Origin of the sequence: Melioribacter sp. Ez-97, assembly GCF_051488665.1 — a bacterium.
GTDB lineage: Bacteria > Bacteroidota > Ignavibacteria > Ignavibacteriales > Melioribacteraceae > Melioribacter.
Genome location: NZ_JBPSEG010000008.1, coordinates 26752 through 52512, shown reverse-complemented (window position 1 = coordinate 52512; position 25761 = coordinate 26752). Strand labels below are relative to the sequence as shown.

Annotated in this window: 21 protein-coding genes and 1 tRNA gene; 9 read left to right on the top strand and 13 right to left on the bottom strand. The window is 40.8% G+C overall.

Annotated elements, in window-relative coordinates; all coding sequences use genetic code 11:
* Window positions 1-65: 65 nt before the first annotated feature.
* From ACSSWA_RS10110 to ACSSWA_RS10100, 3 genes are all read left to right on the top strand, one after another.
* The gene (locus ACSSWA_RS10110) at window positions 66-506 is read left to right on the top strand and encodes a hypothetical protein (protein WP_437356449.1); all 441 of its coding nucleotides are present in this window, start codon (window positions 66-68) and stop codon (window positions 504-506) included.
* 89 nt (window positions 507-595) lie between these two features.
* On the top strand, window positions 596-3376 hold the full coding sequence (gene uvrA, locus ACSSWA_RS10105; protein WP_437356448.1) for an excinuclease ABC subunit UvrA: 2781 nt from the start codon (window positions 596-598) through the stop codon (window positions 3374-3376).
* An 11-nt stretch (window positions 3377-3387) separates the two neighbouring features.
* Window positions 3388-3849, top strand: coding sequence for an EVE domain-containing protein (locus ACSSWA_RS10100; RefSeq protein WP_437356447.1), 462 nt, complete (start codon window positions 3388-3390; stop codon window positions 3847-3849).
* A 268-nt stretch (window positions 3850-4117) separates the two neighbouring features.
* Here the strand turns inward: ACSSWA_RS10100 and ACSSWA_RS10095 are convergent, their stop codons facing one another.
* The 5 genes from ACSSWA_RS10095 to ACSSWA_RS10075 all read right to left on the bottom strand — a co-directional run bounded on the left by ACSSWA_RS10095 (window position 4118) and on the right by ACSSWA_RS10075 (window position 8327).
* Window positions 4118-4429 (bottom strand): sirohydrochlorin chelatase, encoded by a 312-nt coding sequence (locus tag ACSSWA_RS10095; RefSeq protein ID WP_437356446.1) that lies wholly within the window; start codon window positions 4427-4429, stop codon window positions 4118-4120.
* 66 nt (window positions 4430-4495) lie between these two features.
* The gene (locus ACSSWA_RS10090) at window positions 4496-4684 is read right to left on the bottom strand and encodes a hypothetical protein (RefSeq protein WP_437356445.1); all 189 of its coding nucleotides are present in this window, start codon (window positions 4682-4684) and stop codon (window positions 4496-4498) included.
* Between the two features lie 18 nt (window positions 4685-4702).
* On the bottom strand, window positions 4703-5293 hold the full coding sequence (locus ACSSWA_RS10085; RefSeq protein ID WP_437356444.1) for an HmuY family protein: 591 nt from the start codon (window positions 5291-5293) through the stop codon (window positions 4703-4705).
* Window positions 5294-5307: 14 nt separating this feature from the next.
* Window positions 5308-7590, bottom strand: coding sequence for a TonB-dependent receptor (locus tag ACSSWA_RS10080; protein WP_437356443.1), 2283 nt, complete (start codon window positions 7588-7590; stop codon window positions 5308-5310).
* A 101-nt stretch (window positions 7591-7691) separates the two neighbouring features.
* Entirely contained in the window at window positions 7692-8327 is a 636-nt protein-coding gene (locus ACSSWA_RS10075) for a LuxR C-terminal-related transcriptional regulator (RefSeq protein WP_437356442.1), read from the bottom strand.
* A 121-nt stretch (window positions 8328-8448) separates the two neighbouring features.
* On the opposite strand from ACSSWA_RS10075, the gene ACSSWA_RS10070 reads away from it, so the two are divergent.
* On the top strand, window positions 8449-9786 hold the full coding sequence (locus tag ACSSWA_RS10070) for a deoxyribodipyrimidine photo-lyase (protein ID WP_437356441.1): 1338 nt from the start codon (window positions 8449-8451) through the stop codon (window positions 9784-9786).
* A 14-nt stretch (window positions 9787-9800) separates the two neighbouring features.
* A complete protein-coding gene (locus ACSSWA_RS10065; RefSeq protein WP_437356440.1) occupies window positions 9801-11000 on the top strand; it encodes a fibronectin type III domain-containing protein in 1200 nt (399 codons plus the stop codon).
* A 21-nt stretch (window positions 11001-11021) separates the two neighbouring features.
* Here ACSSWA_RS10065 and ACSSWA_RS10060 read toward each other — a convergent pair whose 3' ends face one another.
* The 4 genes from ACSSWA_RS10060 to ACSSWA_RS10045 form a co-directional block, all read right to left on the bottom strand.
* Entirely contained in the window at window positions 11022-11534 is a 513-nt protein-coding gene (locus tag ACSSWA_RS10060; RefSeq protein ID WP_437356439.1) for a TlpA family protein disulfide reductase, read from the bottom strand.
* 1 nt (window position 11535) lies between these two features.
* The gene (locus ACSSWA_RS10055; protein ID WP_437356438.1) at window positions 11536-12102 is read right to left on the bottom strand and encodes a thioredoxin family protein; all 567 of its coding nucleotides are present in this window, start codon (window positions 12100-12102) and stop codon (window positions 11536-11538) included.
* A gap of 80 nt (window positions 12103-12182) precedes the next feature.
* Window positions 12183-13418, bottom strand: coding sequence for a phosphoglycerate dehydrogenase (gene serA, locus ACSSWA_RS10050; protein ID WP_437356437.1), 1236 nt, complete (start codon window positions 13416-13418; stop codon window positions 12183-12185).
* Window positions 13419-13490: 72 nt separating this feature from the next.
* Complete coding sequence (locus ACSSWA_RS10045; protein WP_437356436.1) at window positions 13491-14480, bottom strand: YpdA family putative bacillithiol disulfide reductase; 990 nt, start codon at window positions 14478-14480, stop codon at window positions 13491-13493.
* A gap of 56 nt (window positions 14481-14536) precedes the next feature.
* Between ACSSWA_RS10045 and ACSSWA_RS10040 the strand changes: the two genes are divergently transcribed.
* A complete protein-coding gene (locus tag ACSSWA_RS10040) occupies window positions 14537-15037 on the top strand; it encodes a hypothetical protein (protein ID WP_437356435.1) in 501 nt (166 codons plus the stop codon).
* A gap of 45 nt (window positions 15038-15082) precedes the next feature.
* Here the strand turns inward: ACSSWA_RS10040 and ACSSWA_RS10035 are convergent, their stop codons facing one another.
* A complete protein-coding gene (locus tag ACSSWA_RS10035; protein ID WP_437356434.1) occupies window positions 15083-15367 on the bottom strand; it encodes an HU family DNA-binding protein in 285 nt (94 codons plus the stop codon).
* A gap of 191 nt (window positions 15368-15558) precedes the next feature.
* Between ACSSWA_RS10035 and ACSSWA_RS10030 the strand changes: the two genes are divergently transcribed.
* Window positions 15559-17460, top strand: a complete 1902-nt coding sequence (locus tag ACSSWA_RS10030; RefSeq protein ID WP_437356433.1) for a putative porin — start codon at window positions 15559-15561, stop codon at window positions 17458-17460.
* Here the strand turns inward: ACSSWA_RS10030 and ACSSWA_RS10025 are convergent.
* On the bottom strand, window positions 17457-18215 hold the full coding sequence (locus ACSSWA_RS10025) for a TrmH family RNA methyltransferase (RefSeq protein WP_437356432.1): 759 nt from the start codon (window positions 18213-18215) through the stop codon (window positions 17457-17459). The genes ACSSWA_RS10030 and ACSSWA_RS10025 overlap by 4 nt on opposite strands.
* Window positions 18216-18507: 292 nt before the next feature.
* Here ACSSWA_RS10025 and ACSSWA_RS10020 point away from each other — a divergent pair.
* Window positions 18508-18580: transfer RNA gene (locus ACSSWA_RS10020), tRNA-Thr, on the top strand.
* A 793-nt stretch (window positions 18581-19373) separates the two neighbouring features.
* Here the strand turns inward: ACSSWA_RS10020 and ACSSWA_RS10015 are convergent.
* A complete protein-coding gene (locus ACSSWA_RS10015) occupies window positions 19374-20495 on the bottom strand; it encodes a hypothetical protein (protein ID WP_437356431.1) in 1122 nt (373 codons plus the stop codon).
* Window positions 20496-20901: 406 nt separating this feature from the next.
* On the opposite strand from ACSSWA_RS10015, the gene ACSSWA_RS10010 reads away from it, so the two are divergent.
* Complete coding sequence (locus ACSSWA_RS10010; protein WP_437356430.1) at window positions 20902-23124, top strand: NADP-dependent isocitrate dehydrogenase; 2223 nt, start codon at window positions 20902-20904, stop codon at window positions 23122-23124.
* Between the two features lie 226 nt (window positions 23125-23350).
* Here the strand turns inward: ACSSWA_RS10010 and ACSSWA_RS10005 are convergent, their stop codons facing one another.
* Window positions 23351-25552 carry a LytS/YhcK type 5TM receptor domain-containing protein gene (locus tag ACSSWA_RS10005; protein WP_437356429.1) on the bottom strand — a complete coding sequence of 734 codons (2202 nt, stop codon included), beginning with the start codon at window positions 25550-25552 and terminating at the stop codon, window positions 23351-23353.
* Window positions 25553-25761: the final 209 nt, after the last annotated feature.

Genomic DNA, 25761 nt, shown 5'->3' with positions numbered 1-25761 from the left:
ATATCTCACTACTTGCAATCCCGCATTATGCGGGATTTGTTTTTATAAATATCGGGACCTTTAAGATGCACAGATTTCTGTTATTATTTATTTTAAGTTTTTCATTAACAAACGCGCAAAGTTTGCTCGGTCAAAAAGATTATAAATCTCAGCATGATTCTTTAACGTCTCGAAAAAATAATCTTCTGAACTACAAATCGGCGTTAAAGAACGAAATCGATTCTCTAAAAAACGAAAGCAAAAAACTCGATTCTTTAATCGAAAAAGCGGAGAGGGAAATCGAAGCGGTTTATGTAAAAAAATTCGGAAGGAAATACGGTCCCCGGGTTTATCATAAACAAATTTGGAAAGGCATGACGGAAGAGATGCTAAGAGCCGGCTGGGGAAAACCCGACAGAATTGACAAGAACGTGGAAAAATGGGGCGTTTTTACTCAATGGTATTACGGAAAAATCACATTCTTCTTCAGGGACGGCAAACTTATCGACTGGGAAGAAGAAAAGTAATTTTTAGTATTAATCTATAACCTCCCTCAATCAAGAAAATCTTCTAACTTATTCGTAACTTTCCGGTTACGATTTTTTTCAAATGACATATGACATTCGACAATAAGAAAATAATAATAAAAGGGGCGCGTCAGCATAATCTTAAGAACATCTCCCTCGAAATTCCGAAAAACAAACTGGTTGTTTTTACCGGCGTAAGCGGAAGCGGCAAATCCTCGCTTGTATTCGACACGATTTATGCCGAAGGACAGCGCCGGTACGTAGAAAGCCTTTCGTCTTATGCGCGTCAGTTTCTAGAAAGAATGAATAAACCCGACGTCGATATTATACAGGGAATTTCGCCTGCAGTAGCTATTGAACAGAAAACCACCGCGCGCAATCCGCGTTCGACTGTCGGCACTTCAACGGAAATTTACGACTACCTGCGTTTGCTGTTTGCTAGAATCGGGAAGACTATCTGTTTCGACTGCGGCAACGAAGTTAAAAAAGATACCGTTGCCACCGTATGCGAATGGCTCGAAACCCGGGAAGAAAACGGAAAATACTACATCGGATTTCCGATACACCCTCACGAAAAGCGCACCGTTATCGAGGAAATAGAACTTTTGAAAAAGAAAGGCTTTTTCAGGATAATCGTTAAAAACGAATTTGTCGATTTAAGCGAACTCGATAACTTCCGGGAATTTGCCGAAGTTGAAAAAGAAGACATTATTGTAGTGCTCGACAGATTCAAAATTAAAAAAGGAAAAATACGAGAATTATTAGCCGAATCGATTGAAATTGCTTTTAAGGAAGGAGAAGGCAGACTTCTGGTAATCAACGCGGACACTTTCGAAAGAAAAAACTTCAACCGTTTTTACGAATGCTGCGGCATAAAATACGAAGAGCCGGAACCTCGATTTTTCTCATTCAATAATCCGTACGGCGCCTGTCCCGTCTGCCAGGGATTCGGTAAAACGATGGATTACGATATGAATCTTATCGTTCCCGACCCGACTTTGAGCATAAGCGAAGGAGCTATTGCGCCGTGGCGCACGCCGAAATTCAGCAAATATCTAAGACAATTAATAAGAAATAACAAACACAAAATACCACTCGACAAGCCGTTCAAGGATTTGACCGAAAAGCAGGTTGAAATTCTCAGAAAAGGTTATGAAGGTTTTGAAGGCATAGACGGCTTTTTCAAAGAGCTCGAAAATCACACTTACAAAATGCACATCAGAATTCTGCTGAGTAAATACAGAGGCTATACGATCTGCCACGCATGCAAAGGTTCGAGGCTGCGAAGGGAAGCCCTTCAGGTTAAAGTAGGAGGACTCTCTATTTTCGACATCGTAAAAATGTCGATTGAAAAGGCTCATGATTTCTTTCTAAATCTCGAATTGAGCGAATACGAAAAAACAATAGCACAAAGAATCTACGAAGAAATTCTGAAACGGCTTACGTTCTTAAACGACGTGGGACTTGGTTATCTTACATTGGACAGATTGAGCAGCACGCTGTCGGGCGGCGAAACGCAAAGAATTAATCTTGCAACTTCTTTGGGTTCGGCATTGATGGGCACGTTATACGTACTCGACGAACCTTCAATTGGGCTTCATCCGCGGGACAACGCCCGTTTGATAAAAATTCTCAAATCTCTGCGCGACATCGGAAATACCGTGCTTGTTGTGGAACACGACCCCGAAATGATGAAAGAAGCCGATCTGATTTACGACATGGGACCCAAAGCCGGATTGAACGGGGGTCAATTGGTCGCTTCGGGAACATACTACGAAATCGTAAAAAATCCGGATTCGCTTACAGGCAAATATTTATCCGGCAAATTAAAAATTCCCTTGCCCGACAAGAGGAATACCTCCAAAACCGAGACGATACGAATAACGGGAGCGAGAGAAAACAATCTCAAAAATATAACGGTCGAATTCCCGTTGAGAAAATTTGTTGTTGTAACCGGAGTGAGCGGTTCGGGAAAAAGCACTCTTGTGCACGATATTTTATACGGCGGACTTGTTAAAATGAACGGAGGTAATCCCCCGAAATTAGGAAAATTCGATACGATCGAAGGAGCGCGTTATATCGATAATATCGAAATTGTAGATCAATCGCCTATCGGAAAATCGCCGCGGTCGAACCCGATAAGTTATGTAAAAGGCTACGAGCTGATACGCGAAATATTCGCATCGACTCCTCAAGCCAGAGCCCGCGGTTATAAACCGGGTTACTTTTCGTTCAATGTGCCGGGCGGAAGATGCGACACTTGCGAAGGCGACGGATTCGTAAAAATCGAAATGCAGTTCCTTGCCGATTTATATCTTGAATGCGACGACTGCAAAGGCACGCGTTTCAAAAAGGAAGTTCGGGAAATTACATACAAAGGCAAAAATATCGTCGACGTATTAAATATGACCGTAGACGAAGCGCTCCATTTTTTTGCCAATCACGACAAGTTGAGAGATATACTCCAAACGCTCTCCGACGTTGGACTGGGATACATAAAATTGGGACAGCCGTCAACGACCCTATCCGGCGGCGAGGCTCAAAGAGTCAAACTTGCGTCGCATCTGGCGCAGCGTCGCAAAAATCAACACACTCTATTCATATTCGACGAGCCTACGACGGGATTGCATTTCGACGATATTAACAAGTTATTGAAAAGTTTTCAAATGCTAATAGCAAACAAAAATTCGGTCGTAATAATCGAACACAATCTTGACGTTATCAAATGCGCAGACTATATAATCGACCTCGGACCCGAAGCCGGAGATCGCGGCGGAGAAATTGTTGCCGCGGGAACTCCGGAAGAAATAATGGCATGCGACCGTTCGTACACAGGAAAATTTTTGAAAGCTTATCTTGAAAATCATTAACCGGAGGGGAAATGAAATACTGGCTGGTCAAATCCGAACCCGACGTTTTTTCGATAGACGACCTTGCAAAAAGCAAGAACCAAACTACTTATTGGGACGGAGTTAGAAATTATCAAGCCCGCAATTATATGCGAGACGAAATGAAAAAAGGCGACAAAGTGATTTTTTATCACAGCAATACAAAGCCTCCTGCCGCCGTCGGCGTTTGCGAAGTGGTCAAAGAGGGATATCCGGACTTCACAGCTTTCGATCCGGACGACAAGCACTACGATCCCAAAAGCAAAAAAGAGAATCCCGCGTGGTATATGGTCGACATTAAGTTGGTAAAGAAATTCCCCAAAGCCGTTACGCTCGATGAAATTAAACAAAATCCTAAACTGAAAAACATGAAACTGGTACAAAGAGGGAATCGGCTGTCGGTAATGCCCGTTACGAAAGAAGAATTCGACGTAATCGTAAGGATGGGAAGTTAAATATTTTTAAGAAGGAATCCGTCATCTAATAAAAATGAATTTGACGGATTCCCTCTATTCACATCTTGTAATTACAATTTGAATCCCAGATTAATATATACCGTACGCGGAGAAGACGGACCGTATACATATCCGGGATCCCTGTCGACTCCGGAGTCAAGGTCGTCCTGGTATTGATCCGTAATATTTTTTATACCGAGCGATATGTCCGCAGCAAGACAAAAAAGAATAAAAATAAATGGAGCCGGACAATGCCGGCTCCTTACGGTTATTTATCAATAAAGCGCAGCAGGTGTGAATTGATGAAATCCGCCAAGGCTTCCTGGCTGTAAGGCCAGGCATATTCAATCTTAATTTCAGGGTGTTCTTCCTGAAACATTTCAATTGCGGCGGGAATATCCTTTTCGGAGTGCCCGCCGCCAGGAGTGAACATTATGCTCGTTACAAGGATTAAATCCGGTTTTTCTTCGGATGCTTTCTTGAGCGCTTCGCCTACCGTAGGAGCGCACATTTCATTGAAAGCATAATGGACCGAATGAAAATTCTGAAACTTACTTTTAAATATTTCGACAATTTTCATAAAACCCGCCCAGTAGGGATCGTTTTCTTCGTTGCGGGGCCAGTTGCGCAGCTCGTTTTCGATTTCTTAGGCTTCGGGAGTGTGGCTGTCGTGCAATTTGAAATATTCTTTTAATTTCGGAAAATCTTTGGCAGGAGCACCGTGCCCGACTATAACCACGGACACTTTTTTGCCGTCTCCTGCCATACCCAGGAGATTCGTATAAAGGAATAAACCGGTAATTAAGAAGTAAAGTAATGTTCTATATGATTTCATTTTTTTTCCTTTCTTTTTTTATTCAAATTTAGTCGAGCCGTTCGGTTGATAGACATATCTGAATGAATAATATTTCGACTCGTCGGAAAGCGTCGGATTATCCGGCGCGCCTTTGTAATAACTGATAATTTGAACCTTTGCGTATTTACCGTCGCCCGTTTTAATAACAAGCACAACTCCGGGAATAGGCGAAATGATATGAGTTTCGGAATTATAATTGTACCAGCCGTTTCCGGAACCTGTTGGGATGGCGGGCGCGTTTTCTGCGTCGACCTGATATCCTTCAGAGGAAGCTTCCTTTAAATCATAAAAGTCGGTGTTTTTCAGTACAATCGCTCCGCCCTTGCCCGGACCGCTGACGCCGCCGTTTGTGTATATACCTGTTCTCAGGAATGCAATATCCCATTTATCGGATAAAGTATCGGCTCCGGTTACAATTGTACTGTCGGAAAAACGGAAGTATGTCAACCCCGGACCCAATGCGGGAACGTCTTTAACTTCTACGACTTTAACATCGGGCGTATCGTCTACCGGTTCGGTGCTGCTCGAGTCGTCGCAACCGACAAATAATAAAGTAAACAGTAACGCGAGTAAATATAGCTTTTTCATCTATTCTCCTTTTTTTAATAATTAATTGAAATTCCGGCGTAAATTATTCTACCGGACAAATTCATATTTTGTCCGCTCAATTTTCTATCCAACAGATTTTCAATTCTTAGCTGCAAAGCCAAGTGGTTGTTTATCGATTTGTTCAGGGCAAAATTCCAGACGGCGTATCCCGGCGCGTATTCGCTATCGTCGTCGAGAATGCCGTTCCCGTTTCTGTCGTAATACCCGTATTTCCCTTTTAGAATTCCGGTAAGCGCCGCAAAGACGCCGTAAGCTTCGTTATCGTAAGCGAGCCGGATGTTTCCCGAGTGCTTAGAGCGATTGAATAACCCGCCGTAGTCGGATTCGGTAACTTTTTTCAATCGACCCGACTCGGTTAGTCTGAAATATTCGCCGGCTTTGACCTTTTCGAGAACTTCTTCGTCGACAGCATCGAGATATTGATACCCGGCGCTTAATTTGACATAATCGAACAGGGTTATTCTAATCTCGGATTCCACGCCCTGCGTATAAATTTTATTCAGATTAAAATAGGTGTATATACCCTGTCCGTTTTTCTTGATAGCGATAGGCGTTGCGTCGATTAAATCTCTTACGTTGTTCCTGAATAAATTCAAAGACGCCCAGTAATTTTCGGAAGGTTCGTACTCCACAGCAAAATTAAACGACCAGGAATTCTCAGCGTTTAGTTTACTTATGTTTTCGGGATTAATAAGAATCCTGTCGATTTGTCCTTCTTCCAGAAGTTTATTGAAGTAATACAAAAAATTCGTTGATCCGTAAACCGAATAGCCCACCTGCGGATTTGTAAAGTTGAGATAAAGCTGTTGAAGCGTAGGAGCCTTAAATCCGCTGCCGACCGACACGTTAAATTTCAAAAAATCATACGGTTTTATTGCGGCTGATATTTTGGGACTTATGCGGGACGAATATTTGCTGTGATAGTCGTACCTGACACCTCCGACAATATCGACAAGCCGGGACGGAATCCACTCGTGTTGCAGAAAAACGAAATGCGAATTTATGTCGTCCGCTTCCTTGTCGATTCTGTCCGCATTAATCTTTTCATTTACATATCCGGCGCCGAATGTAGTCAGATTATTTTGATCGAACAGCAGATTGCCCGAGTATTCCGCTTTATAGTAATATTGATCGAACCGGCTAAATTCGTATTGTTCGCCTCCAATTTGGTAATTCAGCTTGCTTTCGGTAAAATAATTACTTGCGTATAATCTGGTCTGATGACTATACGCATTACTTAACTTACCCGAATAGTTCAAAGAAATATTAACGTCGCGCAGTCTGTCTTCGTCTTTAAGAATTACCGTTTGACCGTTTTCCGTAACCTCCGCAAGGTTATTTTGATTTTCATTAAAATATCTGACGTTTATTTTGATCGAGTTTGACTCGTCGAAACTATATTCGACTTTGGGATTAATCAGTATATTGTCATATTCCGGCGCGGTTTTCGAAACGGACTCGGGTGTAAGATCGTATCCTTCGGTTCCCCTGGTATTCAGAAAAAGCGAGCCTTTGAATTTGCCGAAAGATTTGTAGAGGTCTCCGTTCAGCAGATATGAATTATGAGTTCCGGTTTGAGCGTAAAGGGCGATTTTTTCCGGAACATCGGGGAAAGAGGTAATGAGATTAACGACGCCTGCAAGCGCTTCGCTTCCGTAAAGAGAAGAAGAAGGACCTTTGACAATCTCGATTTGTTTTAAATTTGCCACGTCGAAGCGGGACAGTTCAATCGTGCCGGCAGTTCTTCCGATTGCAGGTTCGCCGTCGATAAGAATAAGCGTATAATCGGGATCGAGTCCTTGAATCTGTATGCCGCTGCCGTGGTTGTTTATTACGGCAAGCCCCGTTTGTTCCATCAGAACCTCTTTCAGACTGACGTAGCCGCATTTTTTAATTTCCTTTCCGGAAACCAATTCAGTTCTTACGGGAGTATCTTTCAGTTTTTTGAGATTACGCGTTCCCGTCACGACAACCGCTTCGGAAGAATACTCCTTTTGTTCCAAACGGACGGTTTGAAAATTAATCGATGGATTATATTTGATAGATTTAGTCTCAAACCCGACACACGAAAATGTGATTTCGTCTCCGTATTTGAGAGGATAATTAAGCTTAAATATCCCATTTTTGTCGGAAGAAGTTCCGTAATCCGTACCGGCGACCAAAATATTTACCTCCGGTATCGGATTGCCGGTACTATCAATCACTTTCCCATGGAAACTGCTTTGAGCCAAGCCGCTTGTAAAAGCTATCAAAACCGTCAAAATAATCTTTTTCATTTCTTGTCCTTATTAAGACTAAATCTTTATAACAAAACTAATGCAACTTCTCCTCGTCGTCAATACGCCATTTTTAGTAAAATTATACTAAAAACTTAGTATTAATTATCTCCTATGCTGATTAATCCTCTTTTAATGCTCTCGATGATAAGCTGGGGAGTGTTCTTTACGTTAAGTTTGCGCATGATATTCCGTCTGTGCGTCAAGACTGTAAACTCGCTTATATTGAGCAGCCCGCCGATTTCTTTATTGTTCATTCCTTCCGCTATGTATTGGAGGATTTCCTGCTCGCGTTTGCTCAAATTTTTGTTGACGGAATTTTTAAATTTGTAATCGAATATTTTACCGCTAATTTCCTGACTGAAATATTTTTCATTGTTATACACTCTTAAAGCGGCTCTTTGCAATTCTTCTTTCGTCACCGACTTCGAAAGGTAGCCGTCGAGTCCGAGGTCGAGCAAATTCTTCAGACGGAACATATCCGACGAGTCGACCAGAGAAATAATTTTCAGGCGCGGAAATTTTCTTTTGATTTCTTTTAATAACCGGATGCTATCCTGCTTAATCATGTCGGTTTCCACTATAATCATATCGGGATTTTGCCGACGGATTTCGTCGATTAATTTATCTTCCGAAACGCCCGCCACTCTCATCCCGTCGAGATCCCGGAGAATGCAGCTTATGGCGTAATTTGTCAGGAAGAATCTGTTCGCAATTAATATAAGGATCGGTTTCATGTATAATTCTTATTTAGACCATGTATAAATTAATGATTTTTATTAAATTATACAAACAGGTATGATTTTCTGAATCTTAAATTCTTTTCTTATCTTTGAAATTCAACTGATACGGACGATTATGGTTCTTCCCGAAAGAATAAGAAAACTGAAAGACGCGGAGATAAAAAACGGTCCCGTAATCTACTGGATGCAGAGAGACCAGAGGGTTTACGACAATTGGGCTTTGCTTTTTGCTTACAAAAAAGCCAAAGAAAGACAAGCGCCTTTGATCGTAATTTTCAATTTAGTTCCGGAATTTTTAGGAGCGGCGCAACGTCAATATTCTTTTATGATCAACGGATTAAAGCAGGTCGAAAAAAAACTGTCCGAATTAAATATCGGCTTCAAATTACTTTCCGGCAATCCGGCAATTACAATCCCCTCTTTTGTAAAAGAATCCGGATGCTCTGAATTAATTACGGATTTCAATCCTCTTAGAATTACAAGAAAGTGGAAAAAGGAAGTTCATTCAAAAATCAAAATACCGTTTTACGACGTCGACGCGCATAATATCGTTCCGTGTTTTCTGGCTTCGAACAAACAGGAATTCGCCGCCTATACATTCAGACCCAAAATTCAAAAACTTCTGCCCGAGTTTATGGATGATTTTCCGCCGTTGAAAAAAATGCACGTCAATGAATTTACCGGCACTAAAAACGACTGGGATAATCTAAAAATCAAAGCCGATCCGGACGTAACGGAAATCGACTGGATACTTCCCGGCGAAGAAGCGGCTTTTGAAATTCTCGATAATTTCATTGAAACCAAACTGAAATATTATTCGGATAAAAAGAACGACCCGAACGAAGACGCGCTTTCGAATTTATCGATTCATCTCCATTTCGGACACATCTCGGCTCAACGCATTGCGCTCGAAATACTCAGACGAACGGAACATTCGAAATCGAGAGAAAGCTTTCTCGAAGAATTGATTGTGCGCAAAGAATTGTCGGACAATTTTTGTTATTACAACAAAAAATACGATTCGTTCGAAGGTTTTCCAGAATGGGCAAAAAAAACTTTAAACGAACACCGCAAAGACAAGCGGGAATACGTCTATTCGCTTGAAGAACTCGAAGAAGGAAAAACTCACGACTCGTTATGGAACGCCGCCCAATTCGAAATGAAGACAAAAGGTAAAATGCACGGTTATCTCAGAATGTATTGGGCGAAAAAAATTCTCGAATGGACAAAGTCGCCCGAAGACGCGCTTAAATACGCAATCTACCTAAACGACAAGTACGAACTCGACGGTCGCGATCCTAACGGATATACCGGCATTGCATGGTCTATCGGCGGAGTTCACGACCGCGCCTGGAGCGAGCGACCCGTTTTCGGGAAAATCAGGTATATGAATTATGCGGGTTGCAAAAGAAAATTCGACGTTAGTAAATACACCATAAATGTTTTCAAATAAAACATGGGCGAACAATGAAAAAAATCACATTTATTTATCTCTTTCTATTCGCGGCTTTTTTGAAAGCGCAGCAGACAGATCTTCCGGACAGAATTATTCTGAATCTTACAGACGAGCCTTCTAAAAGTATGGCTGTTACCTGGCATACAAAAGAGAGCCACAGCGCAAGTTTTGTTGAATTTGCCGAAGCTACAAACTGGGTAGAATTCAAAGACAGCGTTATTAAAGCCCCGGCGTTTATGAACGCGCTTAATTACAAAGGCAATGAGTCGTTCACCTATTCGGCGGTTTTGAAAAATTTAAAACCGAATACGCTTTATGTATACAGAGTGGGTTACGATTCCGTTACAAGCGAGTGGAATCAATTCAAAACCGCCTCTGTCAGCGTTAAACCGTTCCGATTCGTTTATTTCGGCGATCCTCAAAACGGAATCCGGGAAGACCTGGCAAGGGTATTCAGGAAAGCGTTGACGACCGCGCCCGACGCGTCTTTCTGGCTCTTTGCAGGCGATCTGACTGACTTGCCCGATGAGTCGATGTGGGAGGAGTGGTTCGACGCCACGGGATTCATCCACAAAATCGTTCCCTCGATTATGGCAATCGGAAATCACGACCTCTATTTTGAAATGGTAAACGGCAAAAAGAAAAAGACAGATAAATACCCGCTATGGCAAAGTCTTTTCACTTTGCCCGAAAACGGTCCGGAAGGGATGGAAGAATCGGTTTATTATATCGACTATCAGGGCGTAAGGTTTATCGTGCTCAACACTAATTACAGGCTTAAAGATCAAGCAGATTGGCTCGAAAACGTATTATCCGACAACCCGAACAAATGGACAATTGTAACGTATCATCATCCCGTCTACTCGACGGGCGAAGGGAGAGACAATAAAGACATTAGAGAAACATTCATGCCGGTTTTCGACAAGTATAATGTCGACCTCGTATTACAGGGTCACGACCATACTTACGCCAGAACATATAAAATTTTCAACGGGAAAATTTCGGACGACGAATCGAAAGGAACCGTATATATCACATCAGTCTCCGGTCCCAAACAGTACCCTGCGAATCCGATGTACAAAGATTTGATTGCAAAACTCGGAACTTTCACGCAACTTTTTCAGGTAATCGACATACGCGGCGATCGATTGATTTATAATTCATATACGGTAACAGGCGAACAGTACGATCATTTCGAATTGAAAAAATAACAGACGGAAAAAGAGCAAGGATTATTTTCTTTTCCTTGCTCTTTCAATTTCTTCCTTGAATTCTTTATACGATTTTTTGCCTTCGATAAAAACCGTTTTTTTCCCTTTGGAATCGTAAATCAAAGTAGCGGGCAATGCGCCGTTCCAATTTTCATCGAGAAAGTTTATCAACTCCTCGTCGTTTTCGAATCCGTTAATGTAATTGACATACTCCACATTATTCGATTTCAGAAACGGTATAACTTTTGAATTGACGTCTTCCGGAAAATCGACGCTCAAACCGACGAATTCCACGTCTTTATACTCTTCGGCTAATTTGACTATGTCGGGAATTTCCTCGCGGCACGGTACACACCAGGTAGCCCACAAATTCAGAAAGAGAACCTTCCCCTTTCTGTTTTTGATGATTTTGTTTAATCCGTCTTTATTAATCGCAACAATTTTGACCTCTTTTGCCGTATCTTTTTGTTTGGTTTCGGCAAAGAAGGTCGCAGGAATTAATGTCAATAAAATTAACAGAGTTAATTTGCGCATTTTAGTTTACTCTTTTTATTGTACATCCGAATGCTTTTGTTTTGGGATTTGAAACTTTTTTGCCGGCTAAAATTTCGTCGAGAGCTATTCTCAAATCGCGAGTTTTAACTTCGTCTTCTTTTCGCGAATCGTCTATTCTTCCGTGATATAAAATTTCGAAATCGCTGTTGAGAACGTAGATTTCCGGCGTTACCGAAGCTCCGAATTTATCCGCAATAACGTTTTTTTCGTCTTTGAGGATTACGAATTCGAACCCGTTTTCTTTAGCGTGTTCTTTAATTTCTTCCACGCTTTCCTGTTTGTTTGAATTGATTCCGACGAAACTTACGCCTTTATCCTTGTAGTCATTGTAGAGTTCGACCATTCTCGAATTGTAGGCGTTTGAAATAGGGCATTGCGTGGCAATGAACATTATTACAATTGCTTTTGAATCTTTGAAATCGCTCAACTGATATTCTTTGCCGTTGTAGTCCTTCAATTTGAAATTTTCCGCTTTTTGACCGGATGTTGTAATTACAGCCGTGAAGAATACTACTAACATTAACAGTGATTTATATGCGCTCTTCATCTTTACCTCTCTTGTTGTGATGTGGTTGCTTAAGATATTCTTTAAAATACTCGATGTCAAATTTTAGTATTGAGATATCCTTACAACAACATCCGCGTTTTAATAGTTTCAGGAATCGCTTTTAATTCTTTCATTATCTCTCCGCTCTTCTCTTTGCTGTCGATATCGATAATCACATAACCGACATACGGGTCGGTCTGAAGATACTGAGCCGCAATGTTCAATTTACGGGACGTAAAAATTTTTGAAATCTTGTTCATAACGCCCGGCTTATTGTGATGAATGTGAAGATACCTTTGACGATTTACATTTGGCGTCAACGATATCTGCACAAAATTGGTCGCCCCTATCGTCGAACCGACGTCGCAGTATTGAACCAGTTTTTCCGACACTTCCAGTCCTATATTTGCCTGAGCTTCGCACGTGCTTCCTCCGATATGCGGAGTCAAAATCACGTTATTAAATTTCTGTAATACGGAAACGAATTTTTCTTTATTCGAAGCGGGTTCTTCGGGGAAAACGTCGATCGCGGCTCCGGCTATATGACCCGACTCGATAAATTCCGCCAGGTCGTTCAAATTGACAACCGTTCCGCGTGAACTGTTTATCAAATAAGAGCCTTTTTTCATGAGACTCAGCTGTTCGCGCGAAATCATATTTTTCGTCAGGTCGGTTTCCGGAACGTGAAGCGTAACAACGTCGGAAATTTTCAAAAGCTCGTCGAGACTGTCGTACGGTTTTGAATTTCCAAGGCTCAATTTTTTTACGATGTCGTAATAATAAACATTCATTCCGAGACTTTCGGCGAGTATCGACACCTGGGAACCGATATGACCGTAGCCTACTATACCGAGCGTTTTGCCGCGGACTTCGTACGAATTCTTTGCCTCCTTAAGCCATACTCCCTGATGCGCAAGTATATTTTTTTCGGCAATGCCTCTCATCAAAAAAATTATTTCCGCAACAACAAGTTCCGCCACGGAACGCGTATTCGAAAAAGGAGCGTTGAACACAGGAATGCCGCGTAATCGCGCGGCGTCGAGATCGACCTGATTTGTGCCGATGCTGTAGCATCCGACGGCAATCAATTTCTTTGCATGCTTTAATACGTCTTCTGTCAGATGAGTTCTCGAACGAATTCCGATAATGTGAGCGTCGCGTATTTTTTCGATTAATTCGTCTCCTTCAAGAGACGTTTTGAGATATTCGATATTGCTGAAATCGTTGTTTCTGAAATAATCGACCGCGTTCGGATGCACGCCCTCGAGCAGCAAAACTTTAATCTTTTCTTTCGGAAGCGAGTAGGTCTTCCCCATCGAATTTACCGGCAATTAAATTGAAAATTATTTCACAAATATATGCCGGATAAAAGACAATAAAAAAATTTTTTATTTTTTTCTATCGGCTCGCTTTCTTTTTTCTATCGCTTTAAATATTCTTGCAGCGTGTTCAATCGAATTTTCGATAAACCATCTGCCGGTATCCATGCCGCCGCATACGACTCCGGCAAGAAAAAGATTCGGTATGTTCGTTTCCTGCGTATCTGAATTTACAGATGGAACTCTCAACTTTTTGCCTTCGAATTCTATCCCCGTTTTTTCAAGGAAACTGAAATCGGGGCGATATCCGGTCATTGCAAAAACAAAATCGTTTTCCAGTGTAATTCTATTGCCGTCTTGTTCGACAACGATCTCTTTTTGTTTTATTTCGACAAGTTTAGCGTTGAAGAAGGCTTTTATGCTTCCTTCTTTAATTCGATTTTCGATATCGGGTCTTACCCAATATTTTACATTTTTATCGAGCTTCTTTTTTTTGACGACCATAGTTACTTCTGCGCCGTGTCTGAATGTCTCCAAAGCTACGTCGACGGCGGAATTTCCTCCTCCGACAATAGCAACTTTCTGGTCGTTGAACGGATGCGGTTCTTTATAGTAATGAAATACTTTAGGAAGATTCTCGCCCGGTACATTCATCAAATTCGGATGGTCGTAATATCCGGTAGCCAGAATCAAATTCCTGCAGCGGTAATTTCCTTTTTCCGAGACTACTTCGAAAATATTTTTGTTTCGCGAAACTTCTTTTACTTTTTCGTAATAATTCACTTTCAGATTCCACGCGGATTTAACGCGTCTGTAATATTCGAGAGCTTCTCTTCTGGTCGGTTTAGTACCGTGAGACACAAACGGCACACCGCCAATTTCCAGCCTTTCCGACGTCGAAAAGAACGTCATATTTACCGGGAAATTATAAATTGAATTTACGAGACACCCTTTTTCGAGTATCAGATATTTTAATTTTCTTTTTGAGGCTTCGACGCCGCACGCCAATCCGATCGGTCCGGCTCCCACTATAATTACGTCGTAAATTGACATATTCATACAATATTTTTTTCTATATTAACAATCGGTTATTCGAAACATTAACAAAAAACGAAATGGAAAAATTCAGTTATTCTTTTTTTGCCCGTATAATTTATCGGTACGGAAATATCATAGCGACGTTTTTTCTTTCTATTCATTTTATTTCTTCGATTTATTTTATATCAGAGAAATGGTATTTCGTCTTTCCCGCAGCAATTAACGGACTAATAATCTATATACTCAACAGATATTTTATAAAAACATATCGTCTTTTCCCGTTTGTAATCGAAGCCGATAATGAGAAGATGATATGCGACGACTTTTTTATGAGCAAAAAGAAGATAGTCATTCATTACAAAAATATCGACGAATTGCGAGGCGGAATTTTCAGCGGTTTTCCCACACGACCGATTTATCTTCATGATAAATCACAGAACGTTACGGTCGGTTTCTATTCGCACGTCGGAGATTTCCAAAAACTGTTGACAAAAATATTAAGAAACGTGCCCGATAAACTTTACAATGAATTATTGAGCAAGATTAAAACCGACAGAGGGAAAATAAAAAGAGGCTGACAAATCAGCCTCCATTTACAAAGATATTAAAAGAATAAAGACAGCTTATTTTTTTGTTCCCAGTATAGCGTCTTTAGCTGCTTTAACGAATCTGAATTTGAGAACTTTCTTTGCAGGAATTTTGATTGTTTCGCCGGTTTGTGGATTTCTTCCTTTGCGAGCTTTTCTTTTAACCAGAACTACTTTACCCAGACCGGGAATAAGGAACTCTTTTTTAGCTTCTTTGTAAGCCAGAGCCACAAACTCTTCCAGGAACTGAGTTGTTTGTTTTTTTGTAAGCCCGGTCTTCTTTGCCATGTGGTCTACAATTTGACTCTTTGTCATTGGCATAGGATTACTCCTTTTATTATTGAATGTTTTACATTCCTGCTTTTCGCAGACGTACAAAATTTAACAATTTTTCAACTTAAAACAAACATTTTTTGTCTTTTTTATCAACATTTTGATTTATGTCAACGGCTTATAATTAATCAATAGATTTCACGCTTTTTTGATTTAATAATTAAAACTATTTTTGCACTATGAAAATATTAAGAACGACAATAAGAATTTTGGGGCTGGTTATTGTCTCTTTTGTAATCATTGAAGGACAGACCGATTCGACTCTCCACAAAACGGGCGCTTTAATCGATTCGACCGGTAATTCGATATCAAAAAAATATATCAATTTTTCCGACTACAGGTACCCCGGCGATTTTTTTAAATTAATGCCTTTCGGATTTCTGAGAGACCTCGGTTTTACAGGACAGCCGCACGAATTAATTTTATATGGCGAAGGCTTTAACAACATCTCCGTTTTGAGCGACCAGGCATTTCTCAACGACAGAATCTTCAACTCATTCGACTTAAACTTATTCCAGTCCGAAAGCATAGAAGAAATAGAATTAATTCCTCTGGCAAGAGGATTTTTATACGGCGCGGATAATAATCCGGCAGCAATAAATTTCGTATCAAGAAAATATTTGCATGAAAGACCGTACACACGTCTGCGTTATTATCAGGCGCCTTACGACGAAGGTTTTATCGACGGCTATTTCAATTCGAATTTTTCAGAAAAGCTCAATATCTCATTCGAGTTAACGAATCAAAGCGCGGGTCTTCGATACCCGAACAGCGATTACAGTCTCTGGGCGTTTACATTAAAAACAAATTATAAATTGAGCGATTCTACGTTTGCGTTTTCTTCGTACAAGTATTCCAAAACAAACACACAATTAAACGGAGGCGTAAATATTGATTCGGCGGTTGCTTCGCCGCTCGATTACGAAAATCCGGTAATCTACAATCCGATTCTTGCGCCGGTTAATTTCTATTACCGGTATCAGAAGTCAACGCTTCAATACTTTGATGGGGGAATAAAATCGTATCTGGATTCGAATGCGCCGTACAAAATCTCGTTTTTTCTTCGCTCGCATCTAAATGAATACAGACAAAACGATACGACATATTTTATAACGCAAACCGGCGTCGATACAATAATTCACGACAACTCATCGAACAGCGCGGGCTTGAATTACAATCAATCGTTAAATTTCGGAGCCTTCCGGTTTTATTCTATTAATCAATTTGAATATACATCCGTTTCGTCTCCGCTTATCGACGAAGATAAACTAACCGTTCTTGCTTCCTCTTTAATCGGCTCTACAAAAACATTGCAAGAAAAACTCGAACTTTCGTACTTCGGAAAATATCTGAATTATAACGGCTCTTCCCATCTTGGTTACGGAGCCGACTTAAGCCTGAGAACTCCATTGGGATTTATATTTTATGCGGGATATTCGAATTTCAGCAAGCCGTATAATCTGTACGAGAAAAGTCTATTCGGCGAATCCGGCAAACAAATTTATCATAATGCCGAAATCAAATTATCATATTATTCGCCTCTGATAAACGCCGAAGCTTCTTACTTTAGAAAGGATATAAAGAATAAATTAATCATGACCGAATCCGGTTTCATTTCCAAAAATATTTTAATAGACGGCGCGAATTTACGCGCCTCATTAAAGCTCTGGAAATTTCTGTTCGAAACCAATTCAAGTTATTATTTCAACCGGGAAGGAAGAAATTCGCTCGGACTCCCCGATATTATATCGACCGGCGGAATCTATTACGTCGACACTCTTTTCAATAATAATCTTAATTTAAAAACCGGATTTAATTTTTACCTCTACGGCAAAAGACCTGGCATTTATTATGATTTCGAAAGGATGATTACTGCTTCGTGGCATATCTACAAATACGACGACTATTTATTCAAGCCGTCAAATCAAATCGACTTTTTCTTTGCGGGTCAATTGCAGGAGCGCGCCATTCTCTATTTTGTTTTCGAGAATTTGCTCAATTCAAAATACTTTATTGTTCCGTATTATCCGAAGCAGGAACGCGCGGTAAGATTCGGAGTGGCGTGGGAATTTTTCGATTAAATTTTACGCGCCAATTCAGAAATCAGGACAGCCGAAGCCGAAGCCACGTTCAGAGATTCTGCCCTTCCGCCTCCCGGTATCGTTATTAGTTTATCTGTGATCGATTTCAATTTATCGGACGGACCTTTGGCTTCGTTCGAAAGCGTCAAAATAATTTTGCCGCCTGGAGTAAATTCATAAATACTTTCTCCTTTCAAATCCGCCGTGAGAACAATGTATCCGTCTTTTTTCAGACCGGCAAGCAAATCATAAAAATCATTAGAAAATAAAATTTCAATATGAAAAACCGATCCGGCTGACGATCTGATTACTTTCGGGTTATAAATTTCCGCGCAGTTGTTGCTTGCAATAATCTTTTTCAGTCCGAACCAGTCGGCGTTTCGGATAATGGTTCCCATGTTTCCGGGATCGGAGATATCTTCAAGCGCCAGAAGGAATTGAGGGTTCGCGTTCGATGTGGAAACGTTTTTTTCACTGAAAATTCCGATAATCCCCTGAGGCGTTTCCGTATCGCTCAATCTTTCCAACTCCTTTTGAGATATTAACTCCGACTTGCATCCTTTGAATTTGAGATACTCCAAAAATTCCCCGTATTTATCTTCAAACAGATGAGTATAAAAAACAATTTCACATATAAATTCCGACTCGATAGCTTCGCGGATCAATTTAGCCCCTTCAACAGGGAATTTTCCCTCCGTTTTACGATGTTTCTTTTTTTGTAATGATGAATAATATTTCAGTTCGTTTTTCGTCATTTATGGAATATTTTTTGGCATGAACAAAAATAAAAAAAATTCGGCTCGATATTGCACTCAAACAGGATAATTTAGTAGATTTGCAGACGTTAATTTTGAAAAATTATAGACTCATCCGTCAGCCGACGGAGGTAGAGCAGCTGACTTTTGATTTTTTATTTTATGCTGGCGTAGCTCATCCGTCAACTGACGGAGGTAGAGCAGCTGACTTTAAGTTTTTTACTTTATGCTGGCGTAGCTCATCCGTCAGCCGACGGAGGTAGAGCAGCTGACTTTAAGTTTTTTACTTTATGCTGGCGTAGCTCAGTTGGTAGAGCAGCTGACTTGTAATCAGCAGGTCGGGGGTTCAAGTCCCTTCGCCAGCTCAGGAAGCCCGGTATTATACCGGGTTTTTTTATTTTAAATCGACTAATATTTCATCTTCCATTTACCGATTATAACTCTTTACAAGTCCAGGAGTTTATCCCGCCTTGGCGGGACCAGCTCAGGAAGCCCGGTATTATACCGGGTTTTTTATTTTAAATCGACTAATATTTCATTTTCCGTTTACCGATTATAACTCTTTACAAGTCCCGAAGTTTATCCCGCCTTGGCGGGACCAGCTCAGGAAGCCCGGTATTTCACCGGGTTTTTTATTTTAAATCGACTAATATTTCATTTTCCGTTTACCGATTGCAACTCTTTACAAGTCCCGGAGTTTATCCCGCCTTGGCGGGACCAGCTCAGGAAGCCCGGTATTATACCGGGTTTTTTTATTTTAAATCGACTAATATTTCATCTTCCATTTACCGATTATAACTCTTTACAAGTCCCGGAGTTTATCCCGCCTTGGCGGGACCAGCTCAGGAAGCCCGGTAATTTCACCGGGTTTTTTATTTTAAATCGACTAATATTTCATTTTCCGTTTACCGATTACAACTCTTCACAAGTCCCGGAGTTTATCCCGCCCTGGCGGGACCAGCTCAGAAAGCCCGGTATTTTACCGGTTTTTTTTATTTTAACTCGACCAATATTTTATTTTCCGTTTACCGATTATAACTCTTCACAAGTCCCGGAGTTTAACAGCTTTATGCTGTATTGTAACACCTGCAGACTATATAGAATTAAGCATTTCCGGTTATCTGTAACTCAAGATCTCAGCGGCTAAATCTTACACTATCATTTAAAATCCCACAGACTTTTATTTGCATAAACTCTTTCAATTTTCAGTTTCATCTCTCTTATCGCGTTCTTGAGACTATTATCCTTTTTATATACAAGCGCTATGGTAAGCCAGGCTTTCTCTCGGGGTTTCAAAGTTAATTCGCCGGTCGATAAAAAGCTGCGTACGTCCACAGGCGAATCGAGCCAGCCTGTGCGCGTAATCGGATCGCCCGTAAATGCAAAGAGCGTTTCTTTATTCGTAACAGGATTTATCATCGGCTGACCGTCGTTTGAGAGACCTTTTAATACATACATTATTTGTTCGGGTCTTTTGAAGCTGTACTCGCCAAACTCGGGATTGATATAATTGTTCTTCCTCATTATCCTATGACTGTAGACGCCGCTATTCTTTGGAGTTTCCAAAAATTTATAACCCGCCACATTAAAGTCTACGGTATCATACGTATAGGAAATTTGTTTGACAGAATCATATGCCGTTTTGTTGTTTAATGAAAATCCGATGTCAGTATCGGTAAAAAAGCCGGCGCGCAAATTTTCCCACGTTTCATAACTTAAGTTTTTGATGCAGTATTTTATAAAAATAACATCCTTCAAATCTTCGGAATTATATGCATAGACAGCGGCGGTAACGAGCAAATCTTTTATCGGGTATGCGTAAAAAAGCGGTTCCGATATTGTCGTGTCCGACATAAGAGCCGTCCACAACATTTTATCTCCGTAAATTTTCGGTCCGTTTCTATCCATCTGCCCTTCCAGATCACTAGGCCAGCCTGAAGTATTGTAAATAATTCCTGTTTCCAGCGCGTACACACCGATTTTCCTGCCCGACTGTTCCGCCATATAATTTGAATACGGCGGTTGTGTATATATCAGATTCCCTCTTATCTCGCCGTTTTTCTCCATTCCGATCCACAATCCCGCTTCGTAAATAAGACCGGGAACAGAGAGTAGTCCGGTATTCGTAAGTTTGACCTGAAAGTCATTAATCATCATCTGACCTTCGTCAAGAGGCTGCAAATTGACCATTTCAACGACGGGCGGCTCATTTATAATTTTCCTTTCGCAAGCCGTAAATGATATAATAATTAATAATCCTATCAGATATTTGTTGCTCATTTTTGTCGCTCTATTAAATTACTCGGATAAACTTTACACTATCGGTAATAAAACTGGTATTGCTTACGCTCGCAAAAAAATCCCTCGAGATCCCTAACTAAACATTAAACTAATTAAATATTCACATACTATCAACAAAAATAATTACCGCTTCATAATGAGTTCAGAAAAGTATAGTACAACTCCCCCTAAGTTAATTTTAATCCCCCGACTAAAAATATATTTTTCATATCTGTATTCGAATTAAATCTTCGCATACATATTAAAAGCATGAATTCACAATTACCATTTCCCATAAAAAAAATATTCCGTGTCCTTCTATTCAATTTTATTCATTAATTAAGCTTAAATCTGTATTTTAAAGCGATAAATAAAAATCTAATCGGAAACATAAGAGGAAACAGTTATGAGTTTTAAAATAATGTGGACAAAGACGGACGAAGCGCCGGCGTTGGCAAGTTATTCGCTGCTGCCGATCTTAAAATCTTTTACTAAAGGAACCGGCATTGAATTCGAAGAAAAAGATATTTCGCTTGCAGGCAGAATACTTGCGGCGTTTCCGGAATATTTAAATGAAAGCCAAAGAGTAGACGACTGCCTGGCGGAACTGGGCAAACTGACGCAGGATCCGAACGCGAACATCATTAAACTTCCGAACATAAGCGCAACGATACCGCAGTTAAAAGCAGCCATCAAAGAACTTCAGGAGAAAGGATTTCCGCTGCCGGATTTTCCCGATGAACCAGCGTCGGACGAAGAAAAGAAAATACGGGAGCGATACTCCAAAGTTTTGGGCTCGGCCGTCAATCCGGTATTAAGAGAAGGAAACTCCGATCGTAGAGCGGCGTCATCTGTCAAAAAATTCGCGCAAAAACATCCGCACAAAATGATGAAGCCGTGGTCGAAGGATTCCAAAACCAAAGTGGCTCATATGAATCAAAAGGATTTCTACGGGTCGGAAAAATCGCTCACTCTCGATAAAAATACCGCGGTCAAAATCGAATTTGTCGACATAAACGGCAATGCAACCACACTGAAAGAAAAATTGGAATTGCTCGAAGGCGAGGTAATCGACGCTGCCGTAATGAACGTAAAAGAACTGAGAAAGTTTTACGAACGACAGATTGAAGAAGCCAAAAGAGACGGCGTTCTTCTATCGCTCCATCTGAAAGCCACGATGATGAAAGTGTCCGACCCGATAATGTTCGGGCATGCGGTGTCGGTCTATTTCAAAGACGCTCTCGAAAAACATGCCGATACTTTGAAGGAAGTCGGAGCTAACGTTAACAACGGCTTAATGGACGTTCTGGAAAAATTGAAAAAACTCCCCGACGAAAAACGAATTGAAATTGAAAACGACATCAACAAAGCTTATGAAACAGGACCGGATTTGGCGATGGTAGACTCGCGAATAGGCAAAACAAATCTGCACGTTCCGAACGACGTAATAATCGACGCCTCGATGCCCGTTGTAATACGCGACGGCGGAAAAATGTGGAACAAAAACGACGAACTCCAGGATACAATCGCAATGATACCCGACCGCAGTTATGCCACAATGTACCAGGCAATGATCGACGACGTTAAAGCAAACGGACAGTTCGACCCGGCTACAATGGGCGCTGTTTCGAATGTGGGTTTGATGGCAAAGAAAGCCGAAGAATACGGATCGCACGACAAAACTTTCGAATTGAAATCGGACGGAGCAGTGCGAGTGGTCGATAGCGAAGGCAATATTTTACTCGAACAAAAAGTCGAAGCCGGCGATATTTTCAGAATGTGCCAGACCAAAGACGAAGCCGTTAAAGACTGGGTTAAACTTGCCGTAAACAGAGCCAGGACTTCTTCAACTCCCGCCGTCTTCTGGCTGGACGAAAACAGAGCTCACGACAGAGAAATTATTGCAAAGGTAAATAAATACTTGCAGGAACACGACACCTCGGGGCTCGACATAAAAATAATGAAGCCGACCGAAGCGATGAAGTTTACGTGCGAACGCTCGCGTAAAGGATTGGACACTATTTCCGTAACAGGAAATGTTTTGAGAGACTATTTGACGGATTTATTTCCGATACTCGAACTGGGAACGAGCGCCAGAATGCTTTCGATTGTGCCTTTGTTGAAAGGCGGCGGACTTTTCGAAACGGGCGCGGGCGGTTCCGCTCCAAAACACGTCGAACAACTTATTAAAGAAAATCATTTACGCTGGGACTCGCTCGGCGAGTATTGCGCATTGGTCCCGTCATTCGAAATGGTTTATGAAAAGACCAAGAACAACAAAGCGAAAATTCTGGCTGAAGCCCTGGACAAAGCCATCGGCAAATATTTAGAAAACGGAAAACTGCCGTCGCGTAAAGCCGGCGAAATCGACAACCGCGGCAGCTCGTTCTATCTGGCTCTCTATTGGGCGGAAGAACTTGCCAATCAAAACGAAGACAACGATTTGAAAAACAGATTCGAAAGAATATACAAGGAGCTCTCTTCGAACGAAGATAAAATAATGAACGACCTGATCTCGGTTCAGGGCAAACCGGTCGACATCGGCGGATATTACATGCCCGACGACAACAAAGCCTCGGCTGTTATGAGACCGTGCACCGTATTGAACAGGATTATTGACGAGATGTAATACATCTTTAATAAACTTTAATTAAACGGGCGGGGAAATTTTTCTTTGCCCGTTTTTTTTGATCTTGTTGACGATTACTCTCTATTAACGCATTCTATTATAGCTATCGACAAGCGCAATAACCAAAAACGCCGGTTTTATTTTAATGGAAAGAATCAGGCAAAGTTATGCGTAAATTTTATCGCTTTTAATTTTTCCGCTGAAAACATCCATTCGTTCAAAAGAACTATTCTGCTTTATTTAGCAAGACGGAGAAAACAGAACCCTCTCCTTTTTTACTTTTTACGTCGATTACCGCTTTGTTCAATTGACAATATTTTTGAACTAACGCCAGTCCCAACCCGTTTCCGTCGTACAATCTTGTATAGCCCGTTTCTTCCTGAGTAAACGGATCGAATAACTTTTTCATAAACTCTTCACTCATGCCTATTCCCGTATCCGACACTTCTACTTTTATTTTATTCTCCGTTTCGGTCACGGTTATTTTCACTTCGCCGTCATGCGTATACTTTATGGCATTGTCCACCAGATTGGCGAATATCTGATGGACGCTGTACTCGTCCCCTCTGATTTTCGTATTTTTAGCATTGCATTCGTATTTAAGATTAATGCCTTTACTTTGCGCGGCAATTCTGAATTCGCCCAATAATTTTTTCTTTAGAATTTCTTCCAGATCAATAATCTTAAAATTCGCTTCGTACGAATCCGTTTGAAGTTCGGAATAATTTAGTATCATATCGATAGTTCTTATAATCCGCGCCGCCGCAATATTAATACTGTCGAAAAGTTCTTCGATTTCAGAGTTTTTGCTTTCGGGAAGCTCTTCTTTTATCAACTGCATACTTCCCGTAATAATATTGATGGGAGTTCTGATTTCGTGCGACATCTGAGCCATAAATTCTGTTTTGAGTCTGTCTGAAAGTTCGGCTTTATCTTTTGCAATTTTCAGTTCTTCCAGAATTTTAACGCGCTCCAAAAACAGACCGAGCTGGGATGCAATAATTTCGAGAGTGCGCAAATCGTCTTCAGTATATGCGTTTTCGGCTTCATAATCCTGAAGCGCAATAACTCCGATAACCTCCCCGTTGGCGGAATTAATAATAGGCGCACCCATCCAGATTACGGTTTCGTGCCCGACCAGATTGACAGTCCCGTTTTCAATCAGTTTTTTGTCTTCAGAACTTGAAATTAAACCGGCTTTTGCATTTTGCCGGACATAATCGGTAAGACCTCCCTTTAGACTGATTGGTTTGTTAACCTCGTAATCGTCATATTTATCTTTATGATAAATAAACTTGTAAAGATCGGTTTCCTTATCGTAGAGCGCGATATAAAAATTATCTGCTTTAAGTATCTTTTTGATTTCCCGGTGAATATGCGATGCAAATTCAGCCAGCCCTATTTCCGCGGCGGAAATTCTTGATACGTCGTACAGAAGTTCTTTTACTCTTTCGTTTTTCTTTTTCTCGGTTATGTCCCTCGAAACTCCGATCAATCCTACCGGTTCGCCGTATTCGTTTCTCAAGAACCTCACGTTTACGCTTAATTCAATCAAACTCCCGTCTTTTCTGAACTGTTGAATTTCATAAATTCTGCTTCTGCTTTTATCGGCGCCCGGTTTATTATCTTCTTCAAATTCTTCCGCAAGCCATTTTATTATGCGGTTCAAAGTTTCGGGAGGGTATAGGTCTTCCGCCTTCAGCTTCAAATACTCTTCAACGGAAAATCCCAGCAGATTTGTTACGGAGGGACTTATAAAAGTAGGCTTAAAATTCAAATCGGTAAGCCATACCACATCCGTCACGTTATCGGTAATCAGTTTTAATTTTTCGCGTTCTCTCGACAGTAAATTTTCCGAGTAACTTCTTTTTTCTTCGTTCAGCAATATTAGTCCGAGTAAAACAGTTGCCACAGGGAAGATGGTCATAACCGGCAGCCAAATTTGTTTCACAATATTCCATCCGCTCGGAATCGGTATAATCAATAATTGAGATGCCAGCATAACAACGTGACCCAGCAGTCCTGCAACAAATAAAACCGTAATAGTGAAATTTAACGGGTTGTTATTGTAATAACGTCGTACAAGCAAACCCGTTAAAGCCGTACCGAGTATTGTGGTTACTCCCGCAATAACGCCGGGACCACCGAGCGAAATTCTGTAAACCGAAGCAACCAAAACCGCAATTGCGGCGCTTACAGGTCCTCCGAATAATCCTGCGACTATTAAAATTATCGACCGTCCGTCGTAAATTATACCCGGCGCATAATGATATGGTATATTCATCCCTGCTATTGCGGAAACGCCAAATACAATCCCGACAATGACATAAAATAACGTTTTACTTTTCTTTCTCAGACCATAGAGAAGGTTAAACAACGTGCCGATTGCTATCAGAAGCGAAGCGTTTAATAAAAGCGACTTTAACATTTATTTTTTTACCGTTAATAAAATCAAATTATAAAACTCAGATATATTCTAACGACAACTTTTATATATTACCTTTAGTTACAGGAGACTCTATACCGGATTAAGATTGTATCCGCTTTTAGTATGAGCTCCCCTAATCATATTGAAAATAATCATCTCTAAATATAATGATATTCAATTATATATTAATTATAATATTATTATCGATA

Excerpts from the sequence above, each read along its gene's own strand:
- ACSSWA_RS10045 (WP_437356436.1), bottom strand. The coding sequence starts at position 14,480 with ATGAATATGTCAATTTACGACGTAATTATAGTGGGAGCCGGACCGATC.
- ACSSWA_RS10085 (WP_437356444.1), bottom strand. The coding sequence starts at position 5,293 with ATGAAAAAGCTATATTTACTCGCGTTACTGTTTACTTTATTATTTGTC.
- ACSSWA_RS10035 (WP_437356434.1), bottom strand. The coding sequence starts at position 15,367 with ATGCCAATGACAAAGAGTCAAATTGTAGACCACATGGCAAAGAAGACC.
- ACSSWA_RS10070 (WP_437356441.1), top strand. The coding sequence starts at position 8,449 with ATGGTTCTTCCCGAAAGAATAAGAAAACTGAAAGACGCGGAGATAAAA.
- ACSSWA_RS10110 (WP_437356449.1), top strand. The coding sequence starts at position 66 with ATGCACAGATTTCTGTTATTATTTATTTTAAGTTTTTCATTAACAAAC.
- ACSSWA_RS10025 (WP_437356432.1), bottom strand. The coding sequence starts at position 18,215 with ATGACGAAAAACGAACTGAAATATTATTCATCATTACAAAAAAAGAAA.
- ACSSWA_RS10010 (WP_437356430.1), top strand. The coding sequence starts at position 20,902 with ATGAGTTTTAAAATAATGTGGACAAAGACGGACGAAGCGCCGGCGTTG.
- ACSSWA_RS10065 (WP_437356440.1), top strand. The coding sequence starts at position 9,801 with ATGAAAAAAATCACATTTATTTATCTCTTTCTATTCGCGGCTTTTTTG.
- ACSSWA_RS10040 (WP_437356435.1), top strand. The coding sequence starts at position 14,537 with ATGGAAAAATTCAGTTATTCTTTTTTTGCCCGTATAATTTATCGGTAC.
- ACSSWA_RS10005 (WP_437356429.1), bottom strand. The coding sequence starts at position 25,552 with ATGTTAAAGTCGCTTTTATTAAACGCTTCGCTTCTGATAGCAATCGGC.
- ACSSWA_RS10015 (WP_437356431.1), bottom strand. The coding sequence starts at position 20,495 with ATGAGCAACAAATATCTGATAGGATTATTAATTATTATATCATTTACG.
- ACSSWA_RS10055 (WP_437356438.1), bottom strand. The coding sequence starts at position 12,102 with ATGAAGAGCGCATATAAATCACTGTTAATGTTAGTAGTATTCTTCACG.
- ACSSWA_RS10095 (WP_437356446.1), bottom strand. The coding sequence starts at position 4,429 with ATGAAAATTGTCGAAATATTTAAAAGTAAGTTTCAGAATTTTCATTCG.
- ACSSWA_RS10060 (WP_437356439.1), bottom strand. The coding sequence starts at position 11,534 with ATGCGCAAATTAACTCTGTTAATTTTATTGACATTAATTCCTGCGACC.
- ACSSWA_RS10090 (WP_437356445.1), bottom strand. The coding sequence starts at position 4,684 with ATGAAATCATATAGAACATTACTTTACTTCTTAATTACCGGTTTATTC.
- serA (WP_437356437.1), bottom strand. The coding sequence starts at position 13,418 with ATGGGGAAGACCTACTCGCTTCCGAAAGAAAAGATTAAAGTTTTGCTG.
- ACSSWA_RS10075 (WP_437356442.1), bottom strand. The coding sequence starts at position 8,327 with ATGAAACCGATCCTTATATTAATTGCGAACAGATTCTTCCTGACAAAT.
- ACSSWA_RS10100 (WP_437356447.1), top strand. The coding sequence starts at position 3,388 with ATGAAATACTGGCTGGTCAAATCCGAACCCGACGTTTTTTCGATAGAC.
- uvrA (WP_437356448.1), top strand. The coding sequence starts at position 596 with ATGACATTCGACAATAAGAAAATAATAATAAAAGGGGCGCGTCAGCAT.
- ACSSWA_RS10080 (WP_437356443.1), bottom strand. The coding sequence starts at position 7,590 with ATGAAAAAGATTATTTTGACGGTTTTGATAGCTTTTACAAGCGGCTTG.
- ACSSWA_RS10030 (WP_437356433.1), top strand. The coding sequence starts at position 15,559 with ATGAAAATATTAAGAACGACAATAAGAATTTTGGGGCTGGTTATTGTC.